Consider the following 22050-nt stretch of genomic DNA (forward strand, 5'->3'; position numbering starts at 1 on the left):
GAGAGTTAAACAGTTCTCAGGTAACAGGAACAGTGCTTTCAACCTAACAAGCTCTTAAAACATTGGCGAAAGTACAGACGACCTGCCAGGTCGTCTCTTCACTCCGAAAAGAGATTGAGGCAACCATACCTCACGCCTTGGGGCAACCATACCCCTCCCCCCCGCGAGGGGATTCAATTCAATGTAAAGCCGTCCTAAAAGGACGGGGTTTCAAACCCATAGTTCTGATGAGTAAACCCCCAGTTCATGCTTTTTTTGTAGGCAGAGCACTTGCCGAAGCACTGTACGAGCAATTAGAAAGCGCAGCAACCAACGCTTTCTCTGAGCTCGGCAAATTTGACGCAGAACAAAGAGAACGCCTGCGGCAGTTCACCGATCGAGTTGTGGAACGGGCAAATCGAGCTTCGGAGGAGGCGATGCAGACCAGAACCGGCACTGCAAGCACCACCACCATTCAAGACATCCATCCTGCCGAGTTGCAAGCGACTATTGACGAGCTGCGCGCCGAAGTGGCTCTGGTACGCTCAGAATTGCAGCGTTACCGCAGCAGTTTGCCCTAGCGCTCGATTCGACCACAACTATTATTTACTACGTGAGCGCATTGGTTTGCGCTCCTGCGCTCTTACTTTCAATCAAAGCAACAACATAAAATAAGCAATTTGGGAACCCAAGTGTCTGCTCTCCTTGATGACTCTGTTAATCGCCAGCGCTCCAGACAGCTCGCTGGCGAAGGCGATGAGCCAAAAACTGCTGGTAAATCCTACAAAAGTAAAGCTTATCGCTGGAATCGCGAAAAATACTCCCGGAAGCGGCGCTTCTTCGACATTTGGGCCTTTGTCTTGCTCTGGCTGGCTTCGCTGTGGCTCGACAGCAAAAATTGGAGCTACTGGGGAGGCGTGACTGAAGAAAAGAAAGTTGCCAGACGCCGCTTTCAAGCTATCTGGGTTCGAGAAACACTGTTGGAGTTGGGCCCTACTTTTATTAAAGTTGGACAGTTATTTTCCACCCGCGCCGACTTGTTCCCCGCAGAGTTTGTCGAGGAACTTTCTAAGCTGCAGGATAAAGTGCCTGCTTTCAGCTACGAGCAGTTGGAAGTAATTGTCGAGCAAGATTTGGGCAAGACAGTTCAAGAACTCTACCGCAGCTTTGACCCGGTGCCCCTGGCGGCTGCAAGTCTGGGTCAGGTACACAAAGCTCAACTGCATTCGGGCCCGGAAGTGGTGGTCAAGGTACAGCGACCGGGACTGCGGAAGCTGTTCGAGATCGATTTGCAAATTCTTAAGGGAATTGCCCGATACTTTCAAAACCATCCTAAGTGGGGTCGCGGCCGAGATTGGATGGGGATTTATGAGGAATGCTGTCGCATTCTGTGGCTGGAAATTGACTATCTCCATGAAGGCCGCAATGCTGATACTTTTCGCCGCAATTTTAGCAACTGTGACTGGGTGCGGGTGCCGAGGGTTTATTGGCGGTACGCGGCTCCGCGAGTGCTGACTTTGGAATACCTGCCGGGGATTAAAATCAGCCACTACGAAGCTTTGGAGGCGGCCGGGATCGATCGCAAATTAATCGCTCAGTTGGGCGCAAAAGCTTATTTGCGCCAGTTGCTCAACGACGGCTTTTTCCACGCTGACCCACACCCCGGCAACATCGCTGTTAGTGCGGACGGTTGTCTGATTTTCTACGATTTTGGCATGATGGGGCAAATCCAGTCGAACGTCCGCGAAGGACTGATGGAGACGCTCTACGGGATTGCTTCCAAGGATGGACAGCGGATTATGGATTCTCTGATCAATTTGGGAGCTTTGGTGCCTACGGGTGATATGAGTCCGGTGCGCCGATCGATCCAGTATATGCTGGACAATTTCATGGACAAGCCTTTTGAAAATCAGTCTGTGAGCGCGATTACGGACGACCTTTACGATATTGCCTACAACCAACCTTTTCGCTTCCCAGCTACTTTTACTTTTGTAATGCGAGCTTTTTCCACCATTGAAGGGGTGGGCCGAGGTTTAGATCCCGAGTTCAACTTTATGGAGGTGGCACAACCTTTTGCCATGCAGCTTATGAGTAATGGAAATGGCCATGATACAAGTAGCAGCATTTTTAACGAAATCGGCCGTCAGGCGGCTCAGGTGAGTTCGAGTGCTTTGGGTTTGCCCCGCCGGATTGAGGAGACTATTGATAAACTCGAACAGGGAGATTTGCGGATTCGCGTCCGTTCTGCCGAAACAGAGCGCTTGCTACGTCGCATGAGCAGCGCTCAAATGGGTACGAATTATGCTTTGCTGATGAGTGCTTTTACTTTGTCGGCGACAATTTTGTTTGTCAGCAATCAAGTCTGGCCGGCTGTCGCTGTGGCAGTGCTGGCGGCGGGTGCAGGGTTTGCTCTGCTGCGTTTGTTCAAGCGGATCGATCGCTTAGACAGGATGTCATAATTGTGCAATTTGGGATGGGAAATTTCAGGTTTGAGATTTCTCGCCAGCCAAAATTTGACATCGAATGTTAAGTTTTGGCTGGCTGACCACAGATTGCTGACATTTACAACACTTACGCGCTTTGAGGCGAAAAACCCGCTGGCAGCCAGCGGGTTTTTCGCCAGCAAAACCTCGGATTTTGGGTATAAATCCAGTTTTTTTTGCAGGTGCTGCTGAATTTACTGGATTTACCAAAATTTTAAGATGGGATTACCATCATACGATCTACAATATGAGGTCAAGGAAGTGCACTTTTTCCAAAACTCGCGATCGTGGGCTGCAGAAATTTTAACTGCCGTTCGGGATTTAAGTTTTTGAAGAAAACATCGCACCCAATTAAATCAAGCTTTCAAGTTCGATGAGTCCAATCACCCAATCTATGAAACGCTCTTTCGCAGGTAAGACAGACACAGGGCTAGTTCGTTCCGTAAATCAGGATTCGTACTACATAGACTCTGACGGGCGATTTTTCATAGTGGCCGATGGAATGGGAGGACACGCCGGAGGTCAAGAAGCCAGCCGGATTGCAACTCAGGCAATTCAATCTTATTTGGTCGAACATTGGGAAGGGCAGGAGGATTCTCCGCTGTTGTTGGAAAAGGCTTTTTTAATTGCCAATCAAGCAATTTTGACGGATCAGCTCGACCACCCGGAGCGTGCTGATATGGGCACTACGGCTGTGGTTCTGATGTTTAGGGATGAGGGCAGACCGTGGTGTGCTAATATCGGGGACTCTCGCTTGTATCGGCTGCACGGCTCTCGCTTGGAGCAGATTACTGAAGACCAGACTTGGGTGGCTCAGGCTGTGAAAAGAAAGGCCCTAACTCCTGACCAGGCTCGCACTCATCCTTGGCGTCACGTTTTGTCCCAGTGTTTGGGCCGCGATGATTTGCGGGAGATAGATATTTTGCCGGTGGACGTGCAGCCTGGGGATCGCTTGCTGCTCTGCAGCGATGGCTTGACTGAAGAACTTTCCGATCCTTTGATAGCTTCGCCTCTGAAGTCGATTCGCGCCTGCGAGGGCGCTGCAAATGCTTTAATTCAAGCAGCTAAGGATAAAGGTGGACGCGATAATATTACTGTGGTGATCGTGACGCTCGACCTCAAATAATATTCGATCGCCCGATCGCACCCGACCATCTAAAATCGAAAAATCGAAAAAGTGAACAATCTAAAATCTAAAATCTAAAATCTAAAATTGAATGACCCGCGTTATCGGTTTGATCAGCGGCACGTCGGTGGATGGCATTGATGCTGCTTTGGTGGATGTCGTCGGTTCCCAAACAGACTTGAAAGTGCAATTGGTGGCCGGCAAGACTTTCCCTTATCCTGCTAATTTGCGATCGCAAATTCTCTCGGTTTGCAGTGGCTCAGCTTTGTCAATGGCTGAACTAGCGGAATTAGATGATGCCATCGCCCAAGAATTTGCCACGGCGGCATTGACAATTCAGGCAGAATATGATAAAGCCGAATTAATCGGCTCTCACGGTCAAACCGTCTACCACCGACCTGCTGGGAAAGCCCAGAAAGACAGCGCTGGTGCGTTAATGGGCTACAGCTTGCAACTGGGGCGGGGCGCGCTAATTGCGGAATTGACAGGAATTACTACGGTGAGTAACTTTCGATCGGCAGACATTGCTGCCGGGGGTCAAGGAGCACCCTTAGTGCCAATAGTTGATGCCTGCCTGCTGGCGGACCCCAACCTCAGCCTCTGCATCCAAAATCTGGGGGGAATTGGCAATGTTACCTATCTTCCGGCTAGGGGAAAAAGGGGAAAAAATGACGAGTCTGAGATTTTCAGTCTTGGGGATGGCATATCCGGCTGGGATACAGGCCCGGCGAATTCCCTGCTAGATTTGGCAGTACAGCACTTCTCAGGCGGCACTAAGACGATCGACGAAGGTGGAGTTTGGGCAGCATCGGGCACTCCCTGTGAAGCTTTAGTCGAGGATTGGCTCGCATCAGACTTCTTCCGCCAAGCACCGCCGAAATCAACGGGGCGAGAGCTATTTGGTGTAGACTATTTTGACAGGTGTTTGGTCGAGGCCGAAGGTTACAACCTCAGTCCTGCTGACGTGCTGGCTACTCTGACAGAACTGACTGTTGCCTCGATCGTTCACAGTTACCAAACTTTTTTACCGGCTATGCCCGATCGAGTTTTACTATGTGGGGGTGGCAGCCACAATCTCTACTTAAAACGCCGATTGCAATCTCAATTGCATCCAGTGCAAGTGTTGACTACTTCTGAGGCAGGCTTGAATGTAGATTTTAAAGAGGCGATCGCTTTCGCGGTTTTAGCCGCATGGCGGGTTCGGGGCATTCCCGGCAATCTGCCTCAAGTGACTGGTGCCCGGACATCGGTACTTTTAGGAGAAATTAACTCTTGTTGGAACAGTTGGGCGTGATAGCATAGAGTCTGAGGGACAACGGCTGTGCGTTGTTGCACCAGCATTGTAGCCAGCAGGAAAAGCATAGGAACAGCACTGTGGCTCACACGTTTTTAATGGAATCTGGCCAATGGACGCTCGAAGGAAGCTGGATTGAGCGCAATGGCGTGCCAATTACGGTTAAAGGCAAAACTTTAGTGAGCTGGAACCGAACAGATTGGTTCAGTATGGTGACCAAGCTCGTATTTCCTGGAGGCGATCGCGAAGAGATTATTTTGCAGTACCGAGGACACCTCAACAGCGATGAACGGCAGTATACTTTTGTACTCCAACACAGCGAACTCGCCCGCGTCGAGGGCGAAGGTTGGATTGCTCCCCAGTCGATCGTCCAGCGTTATTGGGTATTGGGAGACGAACGCCAGCGGCGGACGGGTTTTGATACCCTTCACCGGGTTGATGACAACCGCTACTACCAATCTAGCGGCATCATGTCTGGTCATTACTTGACGAGTACAATGGAAGCAACTCTCGAACGTCAGGGGGAATAACTCTTTCTAGAGTCCACTTTTGCGAGTTCTAGGGTTTGATGTAAAAATTGAAGGTTTTGCGAGTCGGAGGTCGCGCTCAGATGTCCGACTAGCGCCATTGCTGTCAAACCTCATCCGTTGCAACTAAAGACAAATATATTGAATTGTTAAAAATTTTAATGGGTTAAAAAATTAACACTTATTATTAAGAGTTATCCAATTTTCGAGTCGAGGCGCGATAAATTATCTTTGCGATCTCCGGTGGTGTCGATCGACAAACTGCTGAGTTCGACTCCCGACTTCGAGTAAACTCCACAAAGAAACTTGCCAATTTTCCTCAAGTCTCTACACAGGTATTCTACCTTCTGCCTTCGAGTGACGCCCCATCACCCCCAACTCCTTTCCGCTTGAGGGAACAGAGTAAGAGACGGAGGTCGCCGACTGCGACTCTTGGTTATTCAACGCCTGGGTTAGGTTCTAAACCCCAGTGGTGTTTCAGAAAATGGCGGTACATGGTTTCTCGTAGCATCATTTGCTCGTAAAGCTTGACCAAAAACTCCTGAGCTTGTTCACGGCTCATGTCACTTACCTGTGTTTTGAAGGAACACAGGCTAAATTGCTGTTCCAAAGACAATTCTGCTGGTTGGCTCATGACTTTGACTCCTCTGTAAGTAAAGGTGACTTAAAAGTGAACACCTGGATTAACCAGATTTGTAAGTTGTTTCAGCGATCGACCATTGGTTTCGGGATGCCCGATTTCCCATCTGGCTTTATTATATATTACAAAATGTAACAATGATTTGACAAAATTACCATATGTCCTAAGAAATAACTTACTTCTGGATAGAGATGCCGAGATGTCTGCAAAAGTTCCTTCCGCAGGCATATACAAGTGTATCTACTTGTCAAGAGAAAAAAGGCTCAGTACGAACCAAAAGAATTGAAGCCCTTTATACCAAATCCGGCGGAGATTCTCTCCGCGAGGGGGAGAGCGGAAGAGGGGGAGAGGGGGAGATGAGGAGAGGGGGAGATGAGGAAAGGGGATAGCGGGAGAGGGGGAGATGGGGAGAGGGGGAGATGGGGAGATTGAAAGATGAGGAGATGAGGAGAGGGGGAGATGAGGAGAGCGGGAGAGCGGAAGAGCGGGAGAGCGGGAGAGCGGGAAAATTTCTATTTCTCTGTTCTCCCTTCTTCCTTCTCCCTTCTTTCGACTTCCATCGGACTGACATCCGTTATATCCGTTACATCCGTTACACAATCCGTTGCCGAACCTTCTTCCTAACTAATTCGAGGGCCCGCCATCCTGCGGTGGAGTGGCGATTCCGGGTCTGAAATTGGGAGCAGCGGGTGCAGGCGAAACAGGAGGAATGCCCTGATTTTCCCCAAAGTTACTAGGCTGCTGTGGAGCCGGGAGAGGGGATTGAAACTGATTCGGATTGAACTGCTGCTGCCCAGGAGTGGGGAGAGGGGATTGAAACTGATTGGGATTGAACTGTTGCTGCCCCGGAGGCACAGGAGACGGCAGGGGTTGACCGGAATTGCCGATCGCAGGTGCCGCAGGAATGCCAGAATTGGGAAGCGAGGTATTGGGCAATGGGGAGGGAGCCGAACTAGGAAGAGTTGCCAGGGCAACTCTATCGCCCCCTACCTCTCTCAATTTGTCTAAAACCTCGACAACCTTGGCATATCTCGCATTTTGAGGAGCGTACAGCACCATCAACCCCGTAGGATTCTGGCTTTGGAAACTCTTTAAAACTCGATCGAGCTGTTGGTAATTAACAGGCAATTGGTCGATATAAGTTTGCCCGAAATCGTCAATGCTGACAATCAGCATCTCTCGCATCTGTACTTGTCCTGTCTTCGCTTTAGGCAAATCCACATTAATGGCTTGCTGCCGAGTCAGTTGCAAAGCCGCCAGGAGAAAAAACGTCAGAATGCAAAAGATCACGTCAATTAAAGGCACAAGTTCAATCCGAGCCTCTTCCGCAGGAGTATCTAGATTAATCTTCATCAGTTCTCCTTGATTCTAATTATTAGAAGGTGAATCTTCAGCCGGATCGGAACCTTTCAATTTCGGCTCCCGATTCCGTTCTCCCGATTCTTGAGAATTGAGAGAACGCCTGTTCAAACCATCTGCACCAAAAGAAGAATTGCTGTATTCTGCACCGGGTGCTCGACCCTTAGCATTAGCTGCAGGCCAGTATTGCCTGTAAAGCAATTCCAGTTCATTTCCAGCTTTGCGAAATATTTTGGCCTGGTTGAACAAAAAAGCTTGAAATATCCTATAAAAGGCCAAGCTAAAAATTGCTACTATCATCCCAGTAGCAGTCGTGATCAGCGCCTCGCTAATCCCCAAAGTTACGCCAGTTGTTGCCGCCGTGCCGATGTCGCCCAGACGGATGGAACTGAGCGAGTTAATCAAGCCCAAAACTGTTCCTAGCAAGCCCAGCAAAGGGGCTAGAGCGATCGTAGCTTCTAAGATTTTGTCACCGCGGCGCATCGAAGCCAACTCTTCATCGGCTGCAGCTTCAAGTGCGAGTCGAAACAAATCTGGTTCGGGATTGTAGAGCCGCAGGGGTGCAGAAAGAAATCGCCCGATCGGCTGTCGGTTAGCTTGTCTGGCAATCTCGTTAGCCGCCCCCCAATCGCTGCGAGCCGCTTCAAGAATGCGGTTCACTATCTGCTTTTCTTTGCTCAGGAGACTCGCCCAAAACCACAAGCGCTCGATAATGGTACTCAAAGATAGAATCGATAACAGCAACAGGGGCCACATGGCGGGGCCGCCTTTTTCAAACAGTTCTTGAATATTCACAATATTTTTGCTCCTGCAGTACCCGCTAACTTTTGCTTCTGTTCTACTTTTTTTAACAAATCTAAGGCCATTTAATTTTAGCTATTAATGTACTCAGGACTTACGCACTCGCGACTAAAGAAAGCCGATTTTGGGAAATGGGCATCGGGGTACAACGAAGTATTTTCGTCGAGCAAACCCGGTTTCCGGGTAAGTCTTGGTACTGTTTTCTAGTGCCGGCGCGCGATGGGCGGCGACTTCCTCACAACTCGTCTAAATCTTGACACATATCTTGCAGCGATTGGTGTTGAAGGCGGCGGGAAGAGCGGCGATATTTTTTAGTTTGCAGCTTCGGTTCGTAATGCTGCGTACCATCCGACTTGGTTTGCTGCTTCAAACTCGATTCGGCGCTACTAGAGTTTTGCTCTTGTTGCTGGCGGACGATCGCCTCTTCGAGAAACTGCAAGTAATATTCATAGCGCTCCCAACCGCCCCGCACGACACAGTTAGGCTCGTCTCGGTGCGAACAGTCGCTAAACTGGCAGCTACCCGAAGCCAGCCTCTGGCGCGCTTCTGGGAAATATTCCGCTAACTCTGAGGGATCGCATTCGAGAGCCGGCTGATTAAAGCCCGGAGTATCAGCCAAAAGTCCGCCGCCGGGGAGTTCAAATAATTCGACGTGGCGAGTCGTATGGCGCCCGCGGCCGAGTTTCCCGGAAACAGCGTTCACTCGTAGGTTCAGCGCCGGGATCAGTTGGTTGATCAAGCTGGACTTGCCAACCCCAGAAGGGCCACAAATTACCGTTATTTTTCCTTGCAGGTGGTCTAGAAGCAAGTTCGGCAACGGGCTATGTACGGGCTTTAACGGATGTAATGCCTTGACCGAATTTGGAGCTTCGGGGTGATACTCATAACTCATCAGAGATGGCTCTATTTGATCCCCTAAGTCATGGAAACCGGGTTCCGATTCAGAAACTTCATTTTGATCATTAGCGGGGGCTTCCTGAACTCCTGCACCGCTGCGGACGCTAATAAACATTGGTTCGTAGCCCCAGCCTGAAAGCCGATCGCGCCACTGTTCCAACTCATCGGGCGTCACCAAATCGCATTTGTTGAGGCACAAACTCACCTCTAAACCTGTAGATTCTGCCTTGACTAAAAACCGAGTTAATGACGCGGGATCTAAGTCTGGTTCAGCAAGGGCAAAAACCAGGAGAATGCGATCGGCATTAGCTACAGGCGGGCGGTTGAGTTCTGTTTGGCGCGGGAAGACTTCAGAAATTGCACCCCGGCGGTCAGTCCAGTCCGGTTCATCTACCACCACGCGATCGCCCACCATCACCTGTTGACCAATTTTTTTCAGTCGAGTGCGACGAGTGCACAGGAGAATCGGAGAATCAGCGAGGGGAGCATTTTTCCCATCAATGGAGACTTCGGGATCTAACCTCACTTGGTAGAAGTTAGCCTGAACAGCAATTACAGTACCCACGATCGATGGTGAATTCAGGCTCATCCTGCTTCCTTGTCTTCTGGGCGCTGCACTTTCATCGAAAAAAATCCCGAATCCGGCTCATCTGCGACAAATTGGGTTTCGAGAATCTGGTAGCCTTCCATTTTGAGACTATCGGGCACTTGTTCGATCGGTTCCCCAGCATCCAGCCATACCTCCAAAACAGCACCCGGTGCCATTTGCTCCAAGCGCAGTTTAGTGCGGACAAAATTCAGAGGACACGGAGTACCCCGCAGATCGATTTTGGCATCTGGGGATTTGGGATTTTCAATTTTCGATGTTGAATTCATAATGATTTTTGCAATCTCAAATCCTGAAAGCCTTAGTTTTTTATACAAGTTGCCCGGAAACTGGAGAATCTAAAATTTTCTTTCCAATTGGACACAGACTATTATTCTTTCTGAAAAAAGTGAGCGCAATTGCGCTCACTTTTTTGAGCGCTGCTAAAACGCAATGCCCAGGAAGCGTCCCACCTGAGATTTTTGTGAGCAATTGCCCACAATTTTTTGACAGATACTAAAACAAATTGCTGGGGAATCCTCAAACAGGAAAATTTGACACCCATTGGTGTCAAAAATTGCTTATTTCTGAAACAAATTACCCAGAAACCCTTCCAAGCCGCCTTTACCGGTACGATCGCCCTTCAGCTTAGCAAGCTGCATCAGCAATTCCCGTTCTTCAGCCGTCACCTTAGTCGGAATATCAATAGACACCGTAATCAAATGATCGCCGCGACTGACTGGATTTCCCAACCGAGGCACCCCTTTTTTCTCCAAAGTCAAAACCGTATTTGCCTGAGTTCCGCTAGGAATCAACAATTCCGTGGGCCCGTCTACGGTTTCCACTTCCAACCGGCACCCTAAAATTGCTTGCAAATAACTAATTTTCACTTCCGAGCTAACGTTAGTGCCGTCGCGCTTAAATAGCGGGTCTTCATTCACCGCCAAGAACACGTAAAGATCTCCGGGCGGCCCGCCCAGTTTGCCGGCATCCCCTTCATTGGAAACGCGCAAGCGAGTACCGTTGTCAACCCCAGCCGGAATTGTGATTTTCAGCTTTTTCATCACTTCTTTCTGGCCCCGGCCGCCGCAAGTTTCGCACTTATCCTCAATCACTTGCCCGGTGCCGTTGCAAGTGGGGCAAACTGAAACTTGAGTAAAGCTGCCGAAAGGAGTACGGGTAGCGCGTCGGACTTGACCGCTACCGGTACAAGTCGAGCAGGTTTGGGGTCGGGTTCCCGGTTTCGCGCCAATCCCGGTGCAAGTTTCGCAGGTTTCTAGATGCTTGATGCGGAGTTCTTTTTCCCCACCAAACACGGCTTCCCGAAAATCCAGCCGCAAATCGAGGCGCAAATCGTCTCCGCGCACCGGGCCGCTGCGCCTGCGACCTTGCTGTTGTTGGCCGACACCTCCCTGAAAGCCCTGAAAGAAGCTTTCAAAAATATCGGCAAAGCTGTCACCAAAGTCTTGGAACCCAGGTGCGCCTGCACCGCTGACGCCTGCTTCGCCGAAACGATCGAAACGGGCGCGAGTTTCGGGTTCTGAGAGTACCTCGTAGGCGCGGTTAATTTCTTTAAACCGCTCCTCGGCACCGGATTCTTTGTTGACATCTGGATGGTACTTGCGAGCTAGGCGGCGGTAAGCACGCTTAATTTCTTCTTTGTCTGCGCTGCGAGAAACGCCTAATATTTCATAGTAATCACCGGCCATAGAGCTGCTTGCCTGGAGGTAAATAACAAAAAGTGTACGAAAAAGAAACGGGCGACCTTTCCTGAAATTACAGATTAAAAATCAAAAATTCTCATTGTTAATTTTTAACTTTTAATTTTTAGTTTTTCAGTTTTAAAGGAAAGGATTCATATCATCAACTTCTGGTTCGGGAACCTTCTGTTTTTGTTTTGACTGTGGATTTGACTGTGGACTTGACTGTGGACTTGACTGTGGATTTGACTGTCGTTTTGACTGTCGTTCCGGCTTTGGTTCCGACTTTGATTCCGGCTTTGATTCCGGCTTTGGTTCCGGCTTTGGTTCCGGCTTTGGTTCCGGCGGAGCTTGGGGCGCCACCAGCAGCTCTTCTTTCAGCACAATACTGTCGTCGTCCGCTTTAACCTCTTCTGGTTCTGATGATTCTACTTCTGACATCATCTCGCTTTCAACAACAGATCCTGACGGGGCTGCCCCGCTGCGGGCTTGGTCGTAGACTGCTGTCCCCAGCGAGTATAGCAGTTGCTTGAAAGATTCGATTGCGGGCGTGAGTTCCTCGATTGTGATGTCGGGGTTAGTCATCGCTGCCCGCAAGGCTGCTGCGGCTGTTTCCGCTTCTGCCTTGAGCTCGTCACTCAGCAGTTGCGCGTTGGTTTTTAAAGTTACACCACAATTATAGACGAGGGAGTCAGCTTGATTTTTGAGTTCGACGAGTAGAGCGCGCTTGATGTCCTCGTCGGCGTAAAGTTCGGCTTCTTGTCGCATCCGCTCGACTTCGGTTTCGCTCAATCCTCCTGTATTGGAAATTTGGATGCTTTGTTCTTTTCCGGTTCCCTTGTCTTCAGCAGCCACTTTGAGAATCCCGTTGGCATCGATTTCAAAGGTAACTTCGATTTGAGGTACGCCGCGGGGGGCTGGGGGAATGCCTTTGAGCAGGAACTTGCCGAGACTTTTATTGTCTTTAACCAATGCCCGCTCGCCTTGGAGTACGTGAATTTCTACCGAGGTTTGCCCGTCTGCCGCAGTGCTGTACATTTGCGATCGGCTGGTGGGAATAGTTGTATTGCGCTCGATTACTTTGGTGAACACCCCGCCCAAGGTTTCGAGTCCCAGTGAGAGCGGCGTCACATCGAGCAGCAGCAAGTCTTTGACTTCACCACCCAACACCCCGGCTTGAATTGCCGCGCCTACGGCTACAGCTTCGTCGGGATTGACGGATTTATCGGGAGAAACGCCCCCAAAATACTTGCTAATTGCCTTTTGAACTGCCGGAATCCGGGTAGAGCCTCCCACTAAAATAATTCTGTCTATGTCTTTGGGGGTCAAACTTGCGTCTTTGAGGGCTTGAGTCACCGGATCGATCGTCGCTTGCACCAAATGAGCCACCAGTTTTTCAAACTGAGCTTTGGAGAGTTCCATTTCCAAATGCTTCGGCCCTTTCTCGTCAGAGGAGATGAAGGGCAAATTGATTGAGGTGGATTCCCGGTTGGAGAGTTCGATTTTTGCTTTTTCGGCAGCTTCTCGGAGGCGCTGCAATGCCATTTTGTCTTGTGAGAGGTCACTGCCTTCTTGAGTGCGGAAAGCTTCTACCAGCCACTGGACTATGCAGTCGTCAAAGTCATCTCCTCCGAGATGGTTGTTACCGGAGGTAGCGTTGACTTCAAAAATTCCGTCTCCCAGTTGCAGGATCGAAACGTCGAAAGTACCGCCGCCCAGGTCAAAGACCAAGATTTTCTGTTCTATATTTTGCTTGTCGAGCCCGTAGGAAAGGGCTGCTGCCGTCGGTTCGTTGACGATCCGCAGGACTTCTAGACCCGCGATCGTACCGGCGTCTTTAGTGGCTTGCCGTTGGGCGTCTGTGAAGTAGGCTGGCACTGTAATCACGGCTTGGGTAACAGTTTGTCCCAAATAAGCTTCGGCATCTTGCTTGAGCTTTTGGAGTACCATTGCCGAGATTTCTTGGGGAGTGTGAACCTTGTTCCGAATTTGGACGTTAACGGTATCGTCTTTGCCTTTTATGCAGGTATAGGGAGTCCGCGCTCGTTCTTCTTCCGTGTCGTCCCACCGCCGTCCGATAAATCGTTTGATACTGTAGACAGTATTTACAGCATTAGTTACAGCTTGCCGCTTGGCTAGTTGACCTACTAAGCGATCGCCCGCCTTGCCGAATCCTACTATACTCGGAGTTGTGCGGCCGCCCTCGGAATTGGCGATCACGACGGGTTTACCGCCCTCTAACACAGCTACGCAACTGTTAGTTGTGCCTAAGTCAATTCCAATAATTTTTCCCATAGCGCCTCATAAAACTTTGTGGGATGTTTGGAAACCTCCAACTACAAGTTGGGGGAGGAAAAACGACTCAGCTTGTTTAAACAAGCATTCCCAGACTAGATTTGTAGGAATTGACATCCTCACCGCCCTAAAGGGAGGGTGATTCCCAAGAATCACTTCTTGAGTTTTCTGCTTCGTCCCGTGCCAGCTAGACTGACTTTACCACCAGTCCCCGCCGCATCCAGTCCACAGACAGTTTGTTTTACTTCCAGGCTATGCCCTAGCCCAGAAATTAGTTCCAACCCACGATTTCTAACCACCTGTGCCGCTGCCACATCACGCGATGCAGTAAAGAAACACACTGGACAAGAATGAATTCTTTCGTCTAGGCGCTTTTTGCCCGTATGCGTCCCACACTCAGGACATTGTTGTGAGGTGTAGTCCTTGTCTACCTTGGCAAAGAAAACACCTCGTTTAAAGCACACCCATTGTAGTATGTTGACGAATTGACCGAATCCAGCATCGGCACTATGTTTACTCAACATTCCTCTGGCCCAAGAGCGAAAGTCGATGTCTTCAACAAATATCATCCCTACGCCGTCACTCATACGGTGGGCTAACTTAAAGTGCCAGTCTTTCCTGGTGTCAGTCATCTGTTGATGAATTCTGGCTATTTTTTGATTGAGCTTATGTCTGTTATTCGACCCTTTCTTCTTATGCTTTAATCTACCTTGCAGTAATTTCAACTCGCGTTGTAGAGTTTGCAGGAAGCGAGGTCTAGCAATTTGCTCGTTATCGCTATTGGCTACAAATTTATCAAACCCTAAATCCAAACCTCGCGGATGACCGGATATGGGTGTATCTGGCACTGATACATTTAACTGTAATGACAACATGACAAAATATCCCGATGCCCGTCGTACAACCCTGGCTTGTTTAATTTCAAATCCCCTTGGGATTTGGCGTGACAAGCGCAAACGAATCCACCCTAGTTGAGGCAATTTCAGCAAACTTCCATTCATGGGATTTTTGCCCAATTGAGGAAACACAAACGATCGCATTCGGTATTTGTTCTTGAAGCGAGGGAAGCCTAGTTTCTTCGCTCTCATGTCCTCAAATGCCCTGTCCAGCGTTCTTAAGACTTGTTGCAATACTTGCGAATGTACGCTCGTGAGCAGGGGAAATTGCTCTTTGGCAAGAGTCAATCGTTTAGCCTGAGTGTGGTAACTCGGGTATGGCTCGTCAGCCCTGAGTATGTACTCCTGTTCGATGGAACAAGCATTTACAGGCGACTTGCGGGAATTCAACCAGTCTTTGCGCTCCCGCAAAGCAAAGTTCCATACAGAACGACACACAGCGAATATCCGCTCGATAGTATCGACCTGTTCTGGAGTTGGTTCTAGTTTGAATTCCCACGTCATGTTTAGCATGAAATTATTTTACACGCTTACTGAGTATGTGTAAAGCCGTCCTCCACTTCGTTAAAGGACGGGGTTTTAGACCCAAATTTTCGATAAACTTGATGTCCTAAAGCAATATCAAAGACTGGTAAAAACATTTTTCAGAATTTTTGGATCAAGCGCTGACCTGCTTTTAGTCATCTTTAATTAAGAAGTTGGTGAGTCTGCCACCTGGGAACCCCCGAATTCTATTCGGGGGTCAGTGACTTTGAGGAATGCAGTAGCTTGTATCCCGATTAACCTTCCGAACTATCGGGATTTTCATCTGAGGCTACCACAGATAGCCCAGCCGCTGCAACTTTCACTTTGGCGTGCCGCAAGACGCGATCGCCCAGAATGTAGCCGCGTTCTAGTTCTTGGATAATTGTTCCTTCCTCGTGTTCGTCAGTTGGCTCGCTCAGCAGAGCTTCGTGGAGGTTGGGGTCAAACTGTTCGCCTTCGGGGCGCATCGGAGAAACCCCGATTTGCTTGAGGCCGTCTACCATTTGCTTGTAAACGCTTTGGTAGCTTTTGTGAATGTTCATTTCGCCATCGGTTTGCGGCTTGATGTGCGATCGAGCGCGCTCGAAATTGTCAATTACCGGCAACAGGGGTTTGATCGTGAGACACCTTGCCTGTAAATCTAGCTCTTCTTTTTCCTTTTGGGTACGCCTGCGGAAGTTTTCAAAATCTGCTGCTAAGCGGAGATTTTGATTTTTCAGTTCTTCTAGTTGAGCGGATGCGGCTTGCAACTGAGTTTTTAAAGCCTCTTTTTCATCGTTTGCCTGGGCCAGTTCCTTCTTCCAAGGCTCCGCCGCGTCTGCAGTCGGACTGTTGGTTGAACTGCCGGTGACGGTAGGCCCCGATGCGTTTGCTGGGGTGCGATCGCCCTGAGCACTTTGATAAGCTCGAGCAAGTTCGAGCTCCCAATCCGCCGATTCGTTCGAGTTTCCTGATGCCGCCGGATTTTCGCTTGCCATTGGCGAACCCTCTGGGGTGGTTTCCCCTGTTGAGTTAGGATCTTGATCTTGCTGTTTTTCCTCGTCAATCATAAAAGCTGCGCGACAGAACCCTATCAATTCTAGCAGATACAGTTAACCCGGTAAATCTAGAGGACTCGAATTGACTGTGTATGGCACAATGTGAAAAGAGGAAGTCTCGCCAGTTCTGGAGACATTCCTCAAACCTTTCCATAAAATATTCAAAGGCCAGTTTAAATATTTACGTATAATATGGCAGCAATGGGGCAAACCCAAGGTTTGTTGGTTCCTGATTTTTAATTAACGCGATCGCATTTACAACAATTTTTATAAGTATATTTTGCGGTTAAGTCTACTACAATATTGCCCAATTAGGAGGCTTGATGTTTCAAGGTTTACTTAAAAGGAGAGAAACTTAAAGTTCTCATCGGTCATGCTGTTTTAGTCGCAAGCTGACGCTGGCATTTTTTACCATTTGCTGAGTTTCCCAAGTCAGAAGAAAGAGCAATTTGTATTGAGTAACTAAGTAGTTAGCTGTGTGCTTGTGTAACTCAGATACTAGGTTGTTAATCTTGATGCGAATTGGGACTGTGGTTTTTCAGATTCTATACCGCCGAAGTCGCTTGAGGTATCGAATTTTGGCCAGCCAAATGAGAGAGATTAGTTGGTTTTGCTCAGATGCTCATCTGTAAATACGATTGATATCTAATTTGCCTCTTCCCAAGATTTTTGAACCGTCAAGCTTACGTCACAAAGGTTCGGACACCATGATAGAATCAAAGTAATATTTACTGACCCAAAACTAGAGTTGCTCAAAATTGGCCCAGGGGGATCATGCAGCCGACGATCGGGCAGTGACCGATCGCAGATAATTAATCAAAATATATTTCAAAAGGGCGATCGAGGCTTTCGTAAAAGCTATCATCACAGAACAGAGCTCATCTTTAATTTAGTACAGCTAACCGCGCCACCACGGGCGCTGTAATTTGAGCAAACAATTTGGGAAAATAGAATTAGCCTGGGAGGGGCACACACCCCGCCCCGCTTTTCTCTCCCGGTACGGGGAACCTCCAAGTGATGTGCCCTGACGCTATAACGAGAGTATCCCGCAAGTTAATCAGGTAAGTAAGCAACTTAGCACTCAACGAACAAGATTTGATTGCAAGCACCCGCAAATCCCTCCAACATCTCGTCAATTTGTGGACGAAGCTTAGAGGGGAGTGCGAGCTTACACTGGAGAGATAGGGATTGAGCAAGAAAATCATATAGCCTTTCTCAGTAACATGAGGTGCTCATAGGGCTCCGTGGCCTCCGTGGCCTCCGTGGGCATAGGCATAGGACAAAGCCCCCATACCTCACAACGCTTGAGAACCCCTATAGCTGATCCATAAGCAAAGAATACGGGGGTTAAAACCCCGCGTTGGTTTTCCTCTCAGCACTCTTTGTGACTGAGTTTCCCACCTATTGAGTGTTTTTTATGACTAGCACATCCGCGCCTCGATCCACATCGATAGTTGCTCTAAGCGCTTTTACTCCGGCTCTCACCAAGATGATTCTGTCGGGTTACGTCAACGGCGAGCAAGTGAAGCAAGCTCAAATTGAAAGCCAGAAGTCGGGCAAGCGTTTGACGGAGGTATTAGAAGCACTTACCGGGCAGCCGTTACCCCCAGAATTGCTGCGACTTTACAAGAAGCAGCAGATGTTTGAACGGAAGATAGTCTACGGCGTTGAAGCATTTGACCCGGAGATGAGCGAAATGTCTAACGAGCAACTCGGAGTTATGCTTGATGCGTTGAAGATTTCGATCGACATTTGTCACCAAGGTCGGTTTCTACCCGTAGCTAAGACTGAAACTGAGCCTGCGGCGGTTTTAGTGGCAATGGTAGATCCCGACAACCTCAATGCCATAGAAGATTTGCGGCGGATTTTACAGCCTCACGGCTTGGCTTTGCAGCGACGGGTGATTACGCCAGACGACTATCAGGACATAACTTCTGCCTATCAAGAGGACCAAGTTAAGGTAGCAGCCAAAATGGCAGCAGCCGAAAAGCAGAGAAAGATGGATTTAGGGGAGGGAGATTTTGGCGAACTCTCCCTAGAAGAGGAGACTGCCGACCAAGAAGACCTAGCTAACACCTTGGACGATGCTGAGGCGGCTCCGGTAATTAAGGCAGTCAACGTCATTTTGGCTAAAGCTTTGTCGGAAAAGGTGTCTGACATCCACGTAGAACCTCAAGAAGAGTTCATGCGGATTCGGATGCGGAAAGACGGGGTGCTGCAAGAGTATTTCCGGTTTCCCAAGCAGGTAGTCCAATCGATTACGGCTCGTTTCAAGATTATTGCCAACCTGGACATTGCCGAACGCCGACAAGCTCAAGACGGCCGCATCCGCCGGGTGTTTGAGGGACGCACGGTGGATTTCCGGGTGAACAGCTTGCCTTCGCGGTACGGCGAAAAAATCGTGCTGCGGATTTTGGACAGTTCCAGCACTCAGTTGGGTTTGGGTTTGTTAATCTCCGACCAGGAAACTCTGGCTTTAGTGCGAGAGAGTGCTAGCCGTCCGTTCGGACTGATTTTGGTGACGGGGCCGACGGGTTCGGGCAAGTCAACTACTCTCTACTCGATTCTGGCGGAACGGAACGATCCGGGGGTAAATATCAGTACGGCGGAAGACCCGATCGAATATGCTTTGCCAGGAATTACCCAATGTCAAGTAATTCGCGAAAAAGACTTGACTTTTTCCAACATTCTGCGGGCGTTTTTGCGGCAAGACCCTGACGTGATGCTGGTGGGGGAAACGCGGGACACGGAAACGGCAAAAACGGCTCTGGAAGCTGCTTTGACGGGACACTTGGTGCTGACGACGCTGCACACGAACGACGCGGCCGGGTCCATCGCCCGTTTGGCCGAAATGGGCGTAGAACCGTTCATGGTTTCGGCCGCTCTGTTGGGCGTGTTGGCTCAGCGTCTGATGCGGCGCGTTTGCGACAAATGCTGCATTCCTTACCAGCCTACTGCCGCAGAACTCGGCAAGTACGGTCTGTCGCCTTCTAAAGAAATTGATCTCACTGTTTACAAAGCCAACACTATACCGCTGGAGGAAAGGAAGGAACTCGCAGACAACGAGCAACTTTGTCGGAAGTGTGGCGGCCTAGGCTACAAAGGACGGGTAGGGGTTTACGAATTCCTGAAAAATACTGAGCGACTTCAAACTCTGATCACTCAAGGAGCTCCCACAGAGCAAATTAAGGAAGCAGCAGTAGAAGAAGGGATGAAAACCTTGTTGGCTTACAGCTTGCAGTTGGTGCGGGAAGGCGCGACTACTTTTGAAGAAGTCGAGCGGGTGACGTTTACAGACTCTGGGCTGGAGGCTGAAATGAAAGCAAAAAGCAAGCAGGGGCTTACCTGCAAAACTTGTCAGGCGCAATTGAAGCCGGAGATGCTGGATTGTCCGTACTGCTTGACACCACGCTTTTTGGATTGATTCAGCAGTCATTAGTCATTAGTCATTAGTCATTAGTCAGTTGTTACCAATAATTAATAACAACGGTCAACTGACAACTGACAACAGTTGACTGTGAACTGAGCTAGATTGGTCAATAACTATCAATTTGATCGAGGAGAGGTATCTATGGGTCTGATGATTGAAGACGTACTGGAGTCCCTGGTAGAGCAAGGGGGTTCGGACATACACATCCAAGCGGGCGCGCCTATATTCTTCCGAGTCAGCGGTAAACTAACTCCTCAGACGCAATACGGCGACATTCTGTCTGCTGAGGAAGTGCAGATCCTCATTTTCCAAATGCTCAACAATATGCAGCGCAAGCAGTTGGAAATGGAGTGGGAACTCGACTGCGCTTACGGCGTTCGGGGATTGGCTCGGTTTCGCGTCAATGTCTACCGGGAGCGGGGTGCTTGGGCTGCTTGTATGCGGGCTCTGGCTTCTAAGATCCCTAATGCAGATGCTTTAGGCGTGCCGCAAATTTTGCGGGATCTGACGGAAAGACCCAGGGGTATGCTGTTGGTGACGGGACAAACGGGTTCCGGGAAAACTACTACGATGGCGGCGTTGTTGGATCTGGTCAACCGGACGCGGGCGGAACATATTCTAACAGTTGAAGATCCGATCGAATATGTGTTTCCTAATATCAAGAGTTTGTTTCACCAGCGCCAAAAGGGCGAAGATACTAAGAGCTTTGCTAATGCGCTAAAAGCTGCTTTGCGGGAAGATCCTGATGTAATTCTCGTGGGGGAAATGCGGGACTTGGAAACGATCGGTCTGGCAATTTCGGCTGCGGAAACGGGTCACATGGTGATGGGAACGCTGCACACTAATTCGGCCGCTGCAACGATCGATCGGATTTTGGACGTGTTCCCGCCGATTCAACAACCCCAAGTTCGGGCCCAGGTGTCTAACTCTTTGGTGGGAATTTGCAGCCAAAATTTGGTCATAAAAGTTGGGGGCGGCCGCTGCTGCGCTATGGAAATCATGGTAAATACTCCAGCTATGGCTAACTTGATCCGGGAGGGCAAAACTCCGATGATTTACTCCCAAATCCAAATGGGGGCAAAATTGGGTATGAGGACGATGGAAATGGCTCTCGCTGAACTTTACAAGAGCGGTAAAGTCACTTGGGAATCGGCAATGGCCAAGGCTTCTAAGGCTGACGAACTCGAACGCTTGATCGGCCCGGCACCTGTTGGTAGCGCCCCGGTAAAAGCTCATTAGTTCCGTCAGCAGTCATTAGTCAGGAGTTCGCAGGCTGAATTAATGACTGATGACTGATGAGTCATAACTTTTAATAAATTTTCAGAGGTGAGCTGTGGCTACCAATGTTATCCGCCAAAAACCGAAAGGTGGCTTTGATTTCAGTAAGATTCAGGAGCAAATTGAATATAACCTTACCAGCCTTACTGTTAAGGATATGGCTATTTTTGCTCGTCAGTTTGCGGCTATGTTTAATGCAGGGGTGGCGATCGTGAGATGCCTTTCCGTGCTGCACGAGCAGTGTTCTAATGCTAAACTGAAGCGAGCGCTCAGAAGCATGAATGCTGACGTTCAGGAGGGGATAAACTTGGCAGAGGCGATGGCTAAGTTTCCAGATGTTTTTGACCAACTGTTTATCAGTATGGTGGCGGCGGGAGAAGTCGGGGGGGTACTCGATGAAACCCTAGACCGTCTGGCGGTGATGATGGAAAAAAATCACAAGACGGAATCGGAAATTAATTCGGCTATGTCTTATCCGAAGACGGTGCTTTCCATCGCGATCGTGATTTTTTTCGCAATGACTATATTCTTGCTGCCAACTTTCGCTAAAATCTTTAAGGATATTGGTGCAGATTTGCCGACTTTTACGCTGATGATGTTGGCAATTAGTGCATTTTGTACGGCTTGGCCTCCCATCCAACAGATAACAGTTATTGGGGTAATTATAGCGCTCAAAATTGCCTTCGATATGTACTACAAAACTCCCATAGGTCGCCTACAAATTGATAGGATTGCGATGAAATTGCCTGTGTTTGGCGATTTGATCGAAAAATCTGCTGTGGCTCGGTTTTGCGTGATATTTGGGTCGCTGACGCGATCGGGCGTGCCGATTCTCAATTCTTTGGAAATTGTGCGAGATGTGGCGGGGAATCAGGCGATATCTAATGCGATCGAATATGCGAGACAGGAAATTCAAAGCGGCGGCATGATCAGTATTGCTTTGCAAGAACAAGCTGTTTTTCCGTCTTTGGCCATTCAAATGATGGCAATTGGCGAGGAGACAGGGGAACTTGACAAGATGCTGATGAAAGTTGGCGCTTTCTATGAAACGGAAGTTGAAGAAGCAGTAAAAGGACTTACCAGTATGCTAGAACCTCTGATGATTGTGGTCGTCGGTGGTATCGTAGGTTCGATTTTGCTGTCGATGTATCTGCCGATGTTCGCAGTGTTCCAAAAGCTGTAAAAAAGGGGTAATTA

The 22050-nt window shown here is 49.1% G+C and carries 18 protein-coding genes; 8 read left to right on the forward strand and 10 right to left on the reverse strand.

Features of this window, described 5'->3' with window-relative positions; all coding sequences use genetic code 11:
• Positions 1–227 precede the first annotated feature (227 nt).
• From QUB06_RS13875 to QUB06_RS13895, 5 genes are all read left to right on the forward strand, one after another.
• Positions 228–560, forward strand: a complete 333-nt coding sequence (locus QUB06_RS13875; protein ID WP_333340589.1) for a DUF6825 family protein — start codon at positions 228–230, stop codon at positions 558–560.
• A 111-nt stretch (positions 561–671) separates the two neighbouring features.
• Entirely contained in the window at positions 672–2438 is a 1767-nt protein-coding gene (locus tag QUB06_RS13880) for an AarF/ABC1/UbiB kinase family protein (protein WP_333435735.1), read from the forward strand.
• A gap of 418 nt (positions 2439–2856) precedes the next feature.
• Complete coding sequence (locus QUB06_RS13885; RefSeq protein ID WP_333435736.1) at positions 2857–3588, forward strand: PP2C family serine/threonine-protein phosphatase; 732 nt, start codon at positions 2857–2859, stop codon at positions 3586–3588.
• Positions 3589–3679: 91 nt separating this feature from the next.
• Positions 3680–4882, forward strand: coding sequence for an anhydro-N-acetylmuramic acid kinase (locus QUB06_RS13890; RefSeq protein ID WP_333435737.1), 1203 nt, complete (start codon positions 3680–3682; stop codon positions 4880–4882).
• Positions 4883–4980: 98 nt separating this feature from the next.
• Complete coding sequence (locus QUB06_RS13895) at positions 4981–5412, forward strand: hypothetical protein (RefSeq protein ID WP_445251382.1); 432 nt, start codon at positions 4981–4983, stop codon at positions 5410–5412.
• 191 nt (positions 5413–5603) lie between these two features.
• Here QUB06_RS13895 and QUB06_RS13900 read toward each other — a convergent pair whose 3' ends face one another.
• The 10 genes from QUB06_RS13900 to grpE form a co-directional block, all read right to left on the reverse strand.
• A complete protein-coding gene (locus QUB06_RS13900; protein ID WP_333435738.1) occupies positions 5604–5732 on the reverse strand; it encodes a hypothetical protein in 129 nt (42 codons plus the stop codon).
• 113 nt (positions 5733–5845) lie between these two features.
• Positions 5846–6043: an NblA/ycf18 family protein gene (locus tag QUB06_RS13905; RefSeq protein ID WP_006635253.1), complete on the reverse strand. Its 198-nt coding sequence runs from the start codon at positions 6041–6043 to the stop codon at positions 5846–5848.
• A 630-nt stretch (positions 6044–6673) separates the two neighbouring features.
• Complete coding sequence (locus tag QUB06_RS13910; protein WP_333435739.1) at positions 6674–7402, reverse strand: biopolymer transporter ExbD; 729 nt, start codon at positions 7400–7402, stop codon at positions 6674–6676.
• 15 nt (positions 7403–7417) lie between these two features.
• Entirely contained in the window at positions 7418–8203 is a 786-nt protein-coding gene (locus tag QUB06_RS13915; RefSeq protein WP_333309549.1) for a MotA/TolQ/ExbB proton channel family protein, read from the reverse strand.
• A 241-nt stretch (positions 8204–8444) separates the two neighbouring features.
• Positions 8445–9695 carry a ribosome small subunit-dependent GTPase A gene (gene rsgA / locus QUB06_RS13920; protein WP_333435740.1) on the reverse strand — a complete coding sequence of 417 codons (1251 nt, stop codon included), beginning with the start codon at positions 9693–9695 and terminating at the stop codon, positions 8445–8447.
• The gene (locus QUB06_RS13925) at positions 9692–9982 is read right to left on the reverse strand and encodes a sulfurtransferase TusA family protein (RefSeq protein WP_333213873.1); all 291 of its coding nucleotides are present in this window, start codon (positions 9980–9982) and stop codon (positions 9692–9694) included. Before QUB06_RS13925 ends, rsgA begins: the two co-directional genes overlap by 4 nt.
• Before the next feature lie 291 nt (positions 9983–10273).
• A complete protein-coding gene (gene dnaJ / locus QUB06_RS13930) occupies positions 10274–11401 on the reverse strand; it encodes a molecular chaperone DnaJ (RefSeq protein ID WP_333435741.1) in 1128 nt (375 codons plus the stop codon).
• 132 nt (positions 11402–11533) lie between these two features.
• Positions 11534–13687: a molecular chaperone DnaK gene (gene dnaK, locus QUB06_RS13935; RefSeq protein ID WP_333435742.1), complete on the reverse strand. Its 2154-nt coding sequence runs from the start codon at positions 13685–13687 to the stop codon at positions 11534–11536.
• Positions 13688–13839: 152 nt separating this feature from the next.
• The gene (locus QUB06_RS13940) at positions 13840–15087 is read right to left on the reverse strand and encodes an RNA-guided endonuclease InsQ/TnpB family protein (RefSeq protein ID WP_445251383.1); all 1248 of its coding nucleotides are present in this window, start codon (positions 15085–15087) and stop codon (positions 13840–13842) included.
• A 275-nt stretch (positions 15088–15362) separates the two neighbouring features.
• On the reverse strand, positions 15363–16157 hold the full coding sequence (grpE, locus tag QUB06_RS13945; RefSeq protein WP_333064231.1) for a nucleotide exchange factor GrpE: 795 nt from the start codon (positions 16155–16157) through the stop codon (positions 15363–15365).
• 1405 nt (positions 16158–17562) lie between these two features.
• Between grpE and QUB06_RS13950 the strand changes: the two genes are divergently transcribed.
• The 3 genes from QUB06_RS13950 to QUB06_RS13960 all read left to right on the forward strand — a co-directional run bounded on the left by QUB06_RS13950 (position 17563) and on the right by QUB06_RS13960 (position 22036).
• Positions 17563–19569, forward strand: coding sequence for a GspE/PulE family protein (locus tag QUB06_RS13950; protein WP_333435744.1), 2007 nt, complete (start codon positions 17563–17565; stop codon positions 19567–19569).
• Positions 19570–19716: 147 nt separating this feature from the next.
• A complete protein-coding gene (locus QUB06_RS13955; protein ID WP_333085111.1) occupies positions 19717–20814 on the forward strand; it encodes a type IV pilus twitching motility protein PilT in 1098 nt (365 codons plus the stop codon).
• A gap of 94 nt (positions 20815–20908) precedes the next feature.
• Positions 20909–22036, forward strand: a complete 1128-nt coding sequence (locus QUB06_RS13960) for a type II secretion system F family protein (protein WP_333435745.1) — start codon at positions 20909–20911, stop codon at positions 22034–22036.
• Positions 22037–22050: the final 14 nt, after the last annotated feature.

Origin of the sequence: Microcoleus sp. D2_18a_D3 (genome assembly GCF_036702455.1) — a bacterium.
Taxonomy (GTDB): domain Bacteria; phylum Cyanobacteriota; class Cyanobacteriia; order Cyanobacteriales; family Microcoleaceae; genus Microcoleus.

Excerpts from the sequence above, each read along its gene's own strand:
- QUB06_RS13875 (WP_333340589.1), top strand. The coding sequence starts at position 228 with ATGAGTAAACCCCCAGTTCATGCTTTTTTTGTAGGCAGAGCACTTGCC.
- rsgA (WP_333435740.1), bottom strand. The coding sequence starts at position 9,695 with ATGAGCCTGAATTCACCATCGATCGTGGGTACTGTAATTGCTGTTCAG.
- dnaK (WP_333435742.1), bottom strand. The coding sequence starts at position 13,687 with ATGGGAAAAATTATTGGAATTGACTTAGGCACAACTAACAGTTGCGTA.
- QUB06_RS13910 (WP_333435739.1), bottom strand. The coding sequence starts at position 7,402 with ATGAAGATTAATCTAGATACTCCTGCGGAAGAGGCTCGGATTGAACTT.
- QUB06_RS13905 (WP_006635253.1), bottom strand. The coding sequence starts at position 6,043 with ATGAGCCAACCAGCAGAATTGTCTTTGGAACAGCAATTTAGCCTGTGT.
- dnaJ (WP_333435741.1), bottom strand. The coding sequence starts at position 11,401 with ATGGCCGGTGATTACTATGAAATATTAGGCGTTTCTCGCAGCGCAGAC.
- QUB06_RS13885 (WP_333435736.1), top strand. The coding sequence starts at position 2,857 with ATGAAACGCTCTTTCGCAGGTAAGACAGACACAGGGCTAGTTCGTTCC.
- QUB06_RS13955 (WP_333085111.1), top strand. The coding sequence starts at position 19,717 with ATGGGTCTGATGATTGAAGACGTACTGGAGTCCCTGGTAGAGCAAGGG.
- grpE (WP_333064231.1), bottom strand. The coding sequence starts at position 16,157 with ATGATTGACGAGGAAAAACAGCAAGATCAAGATCCTAACTCAACAGGG.
- QUB06_RS13950 (WP_333435744.1), top strand. The coding sequence starts at position 17,563 with ATGACTAGCACATCCGCGCCTCGATCCACATCGATAGTTGCTCTAAGC.
- QUB06_RS13890 (WP_333435737.1), top strand. The coding sequence starts at position 3,680 with ATGACCCGCGTTATCGGTTTGATCAGCGGCACGTCGGTGGATGGCATT.
- QUB06_RS13940 (WP_445251383.1), bottom strand. The coding sequence starts at position 15,087 with ATGACGTGGGAATTCAAACTAGAACCAACTCCAGAACAGGTCGATACT.
- QUB06_RS13895 (WP_445251382.1), top strand. The coding sequence starts at position 4,981 with ATGGAATCTGGCCAATGGACGCTCGAAGGAAGCTGGATTGAGCGCAAT.
- QUB06_RS13925 (WP_333213873.1), bottom strand. The coding sequence starts at position 9,982 with ATGAATTCAACATCGAAAATTGAAAATCCCAAATCCCCAGATGCCAAA.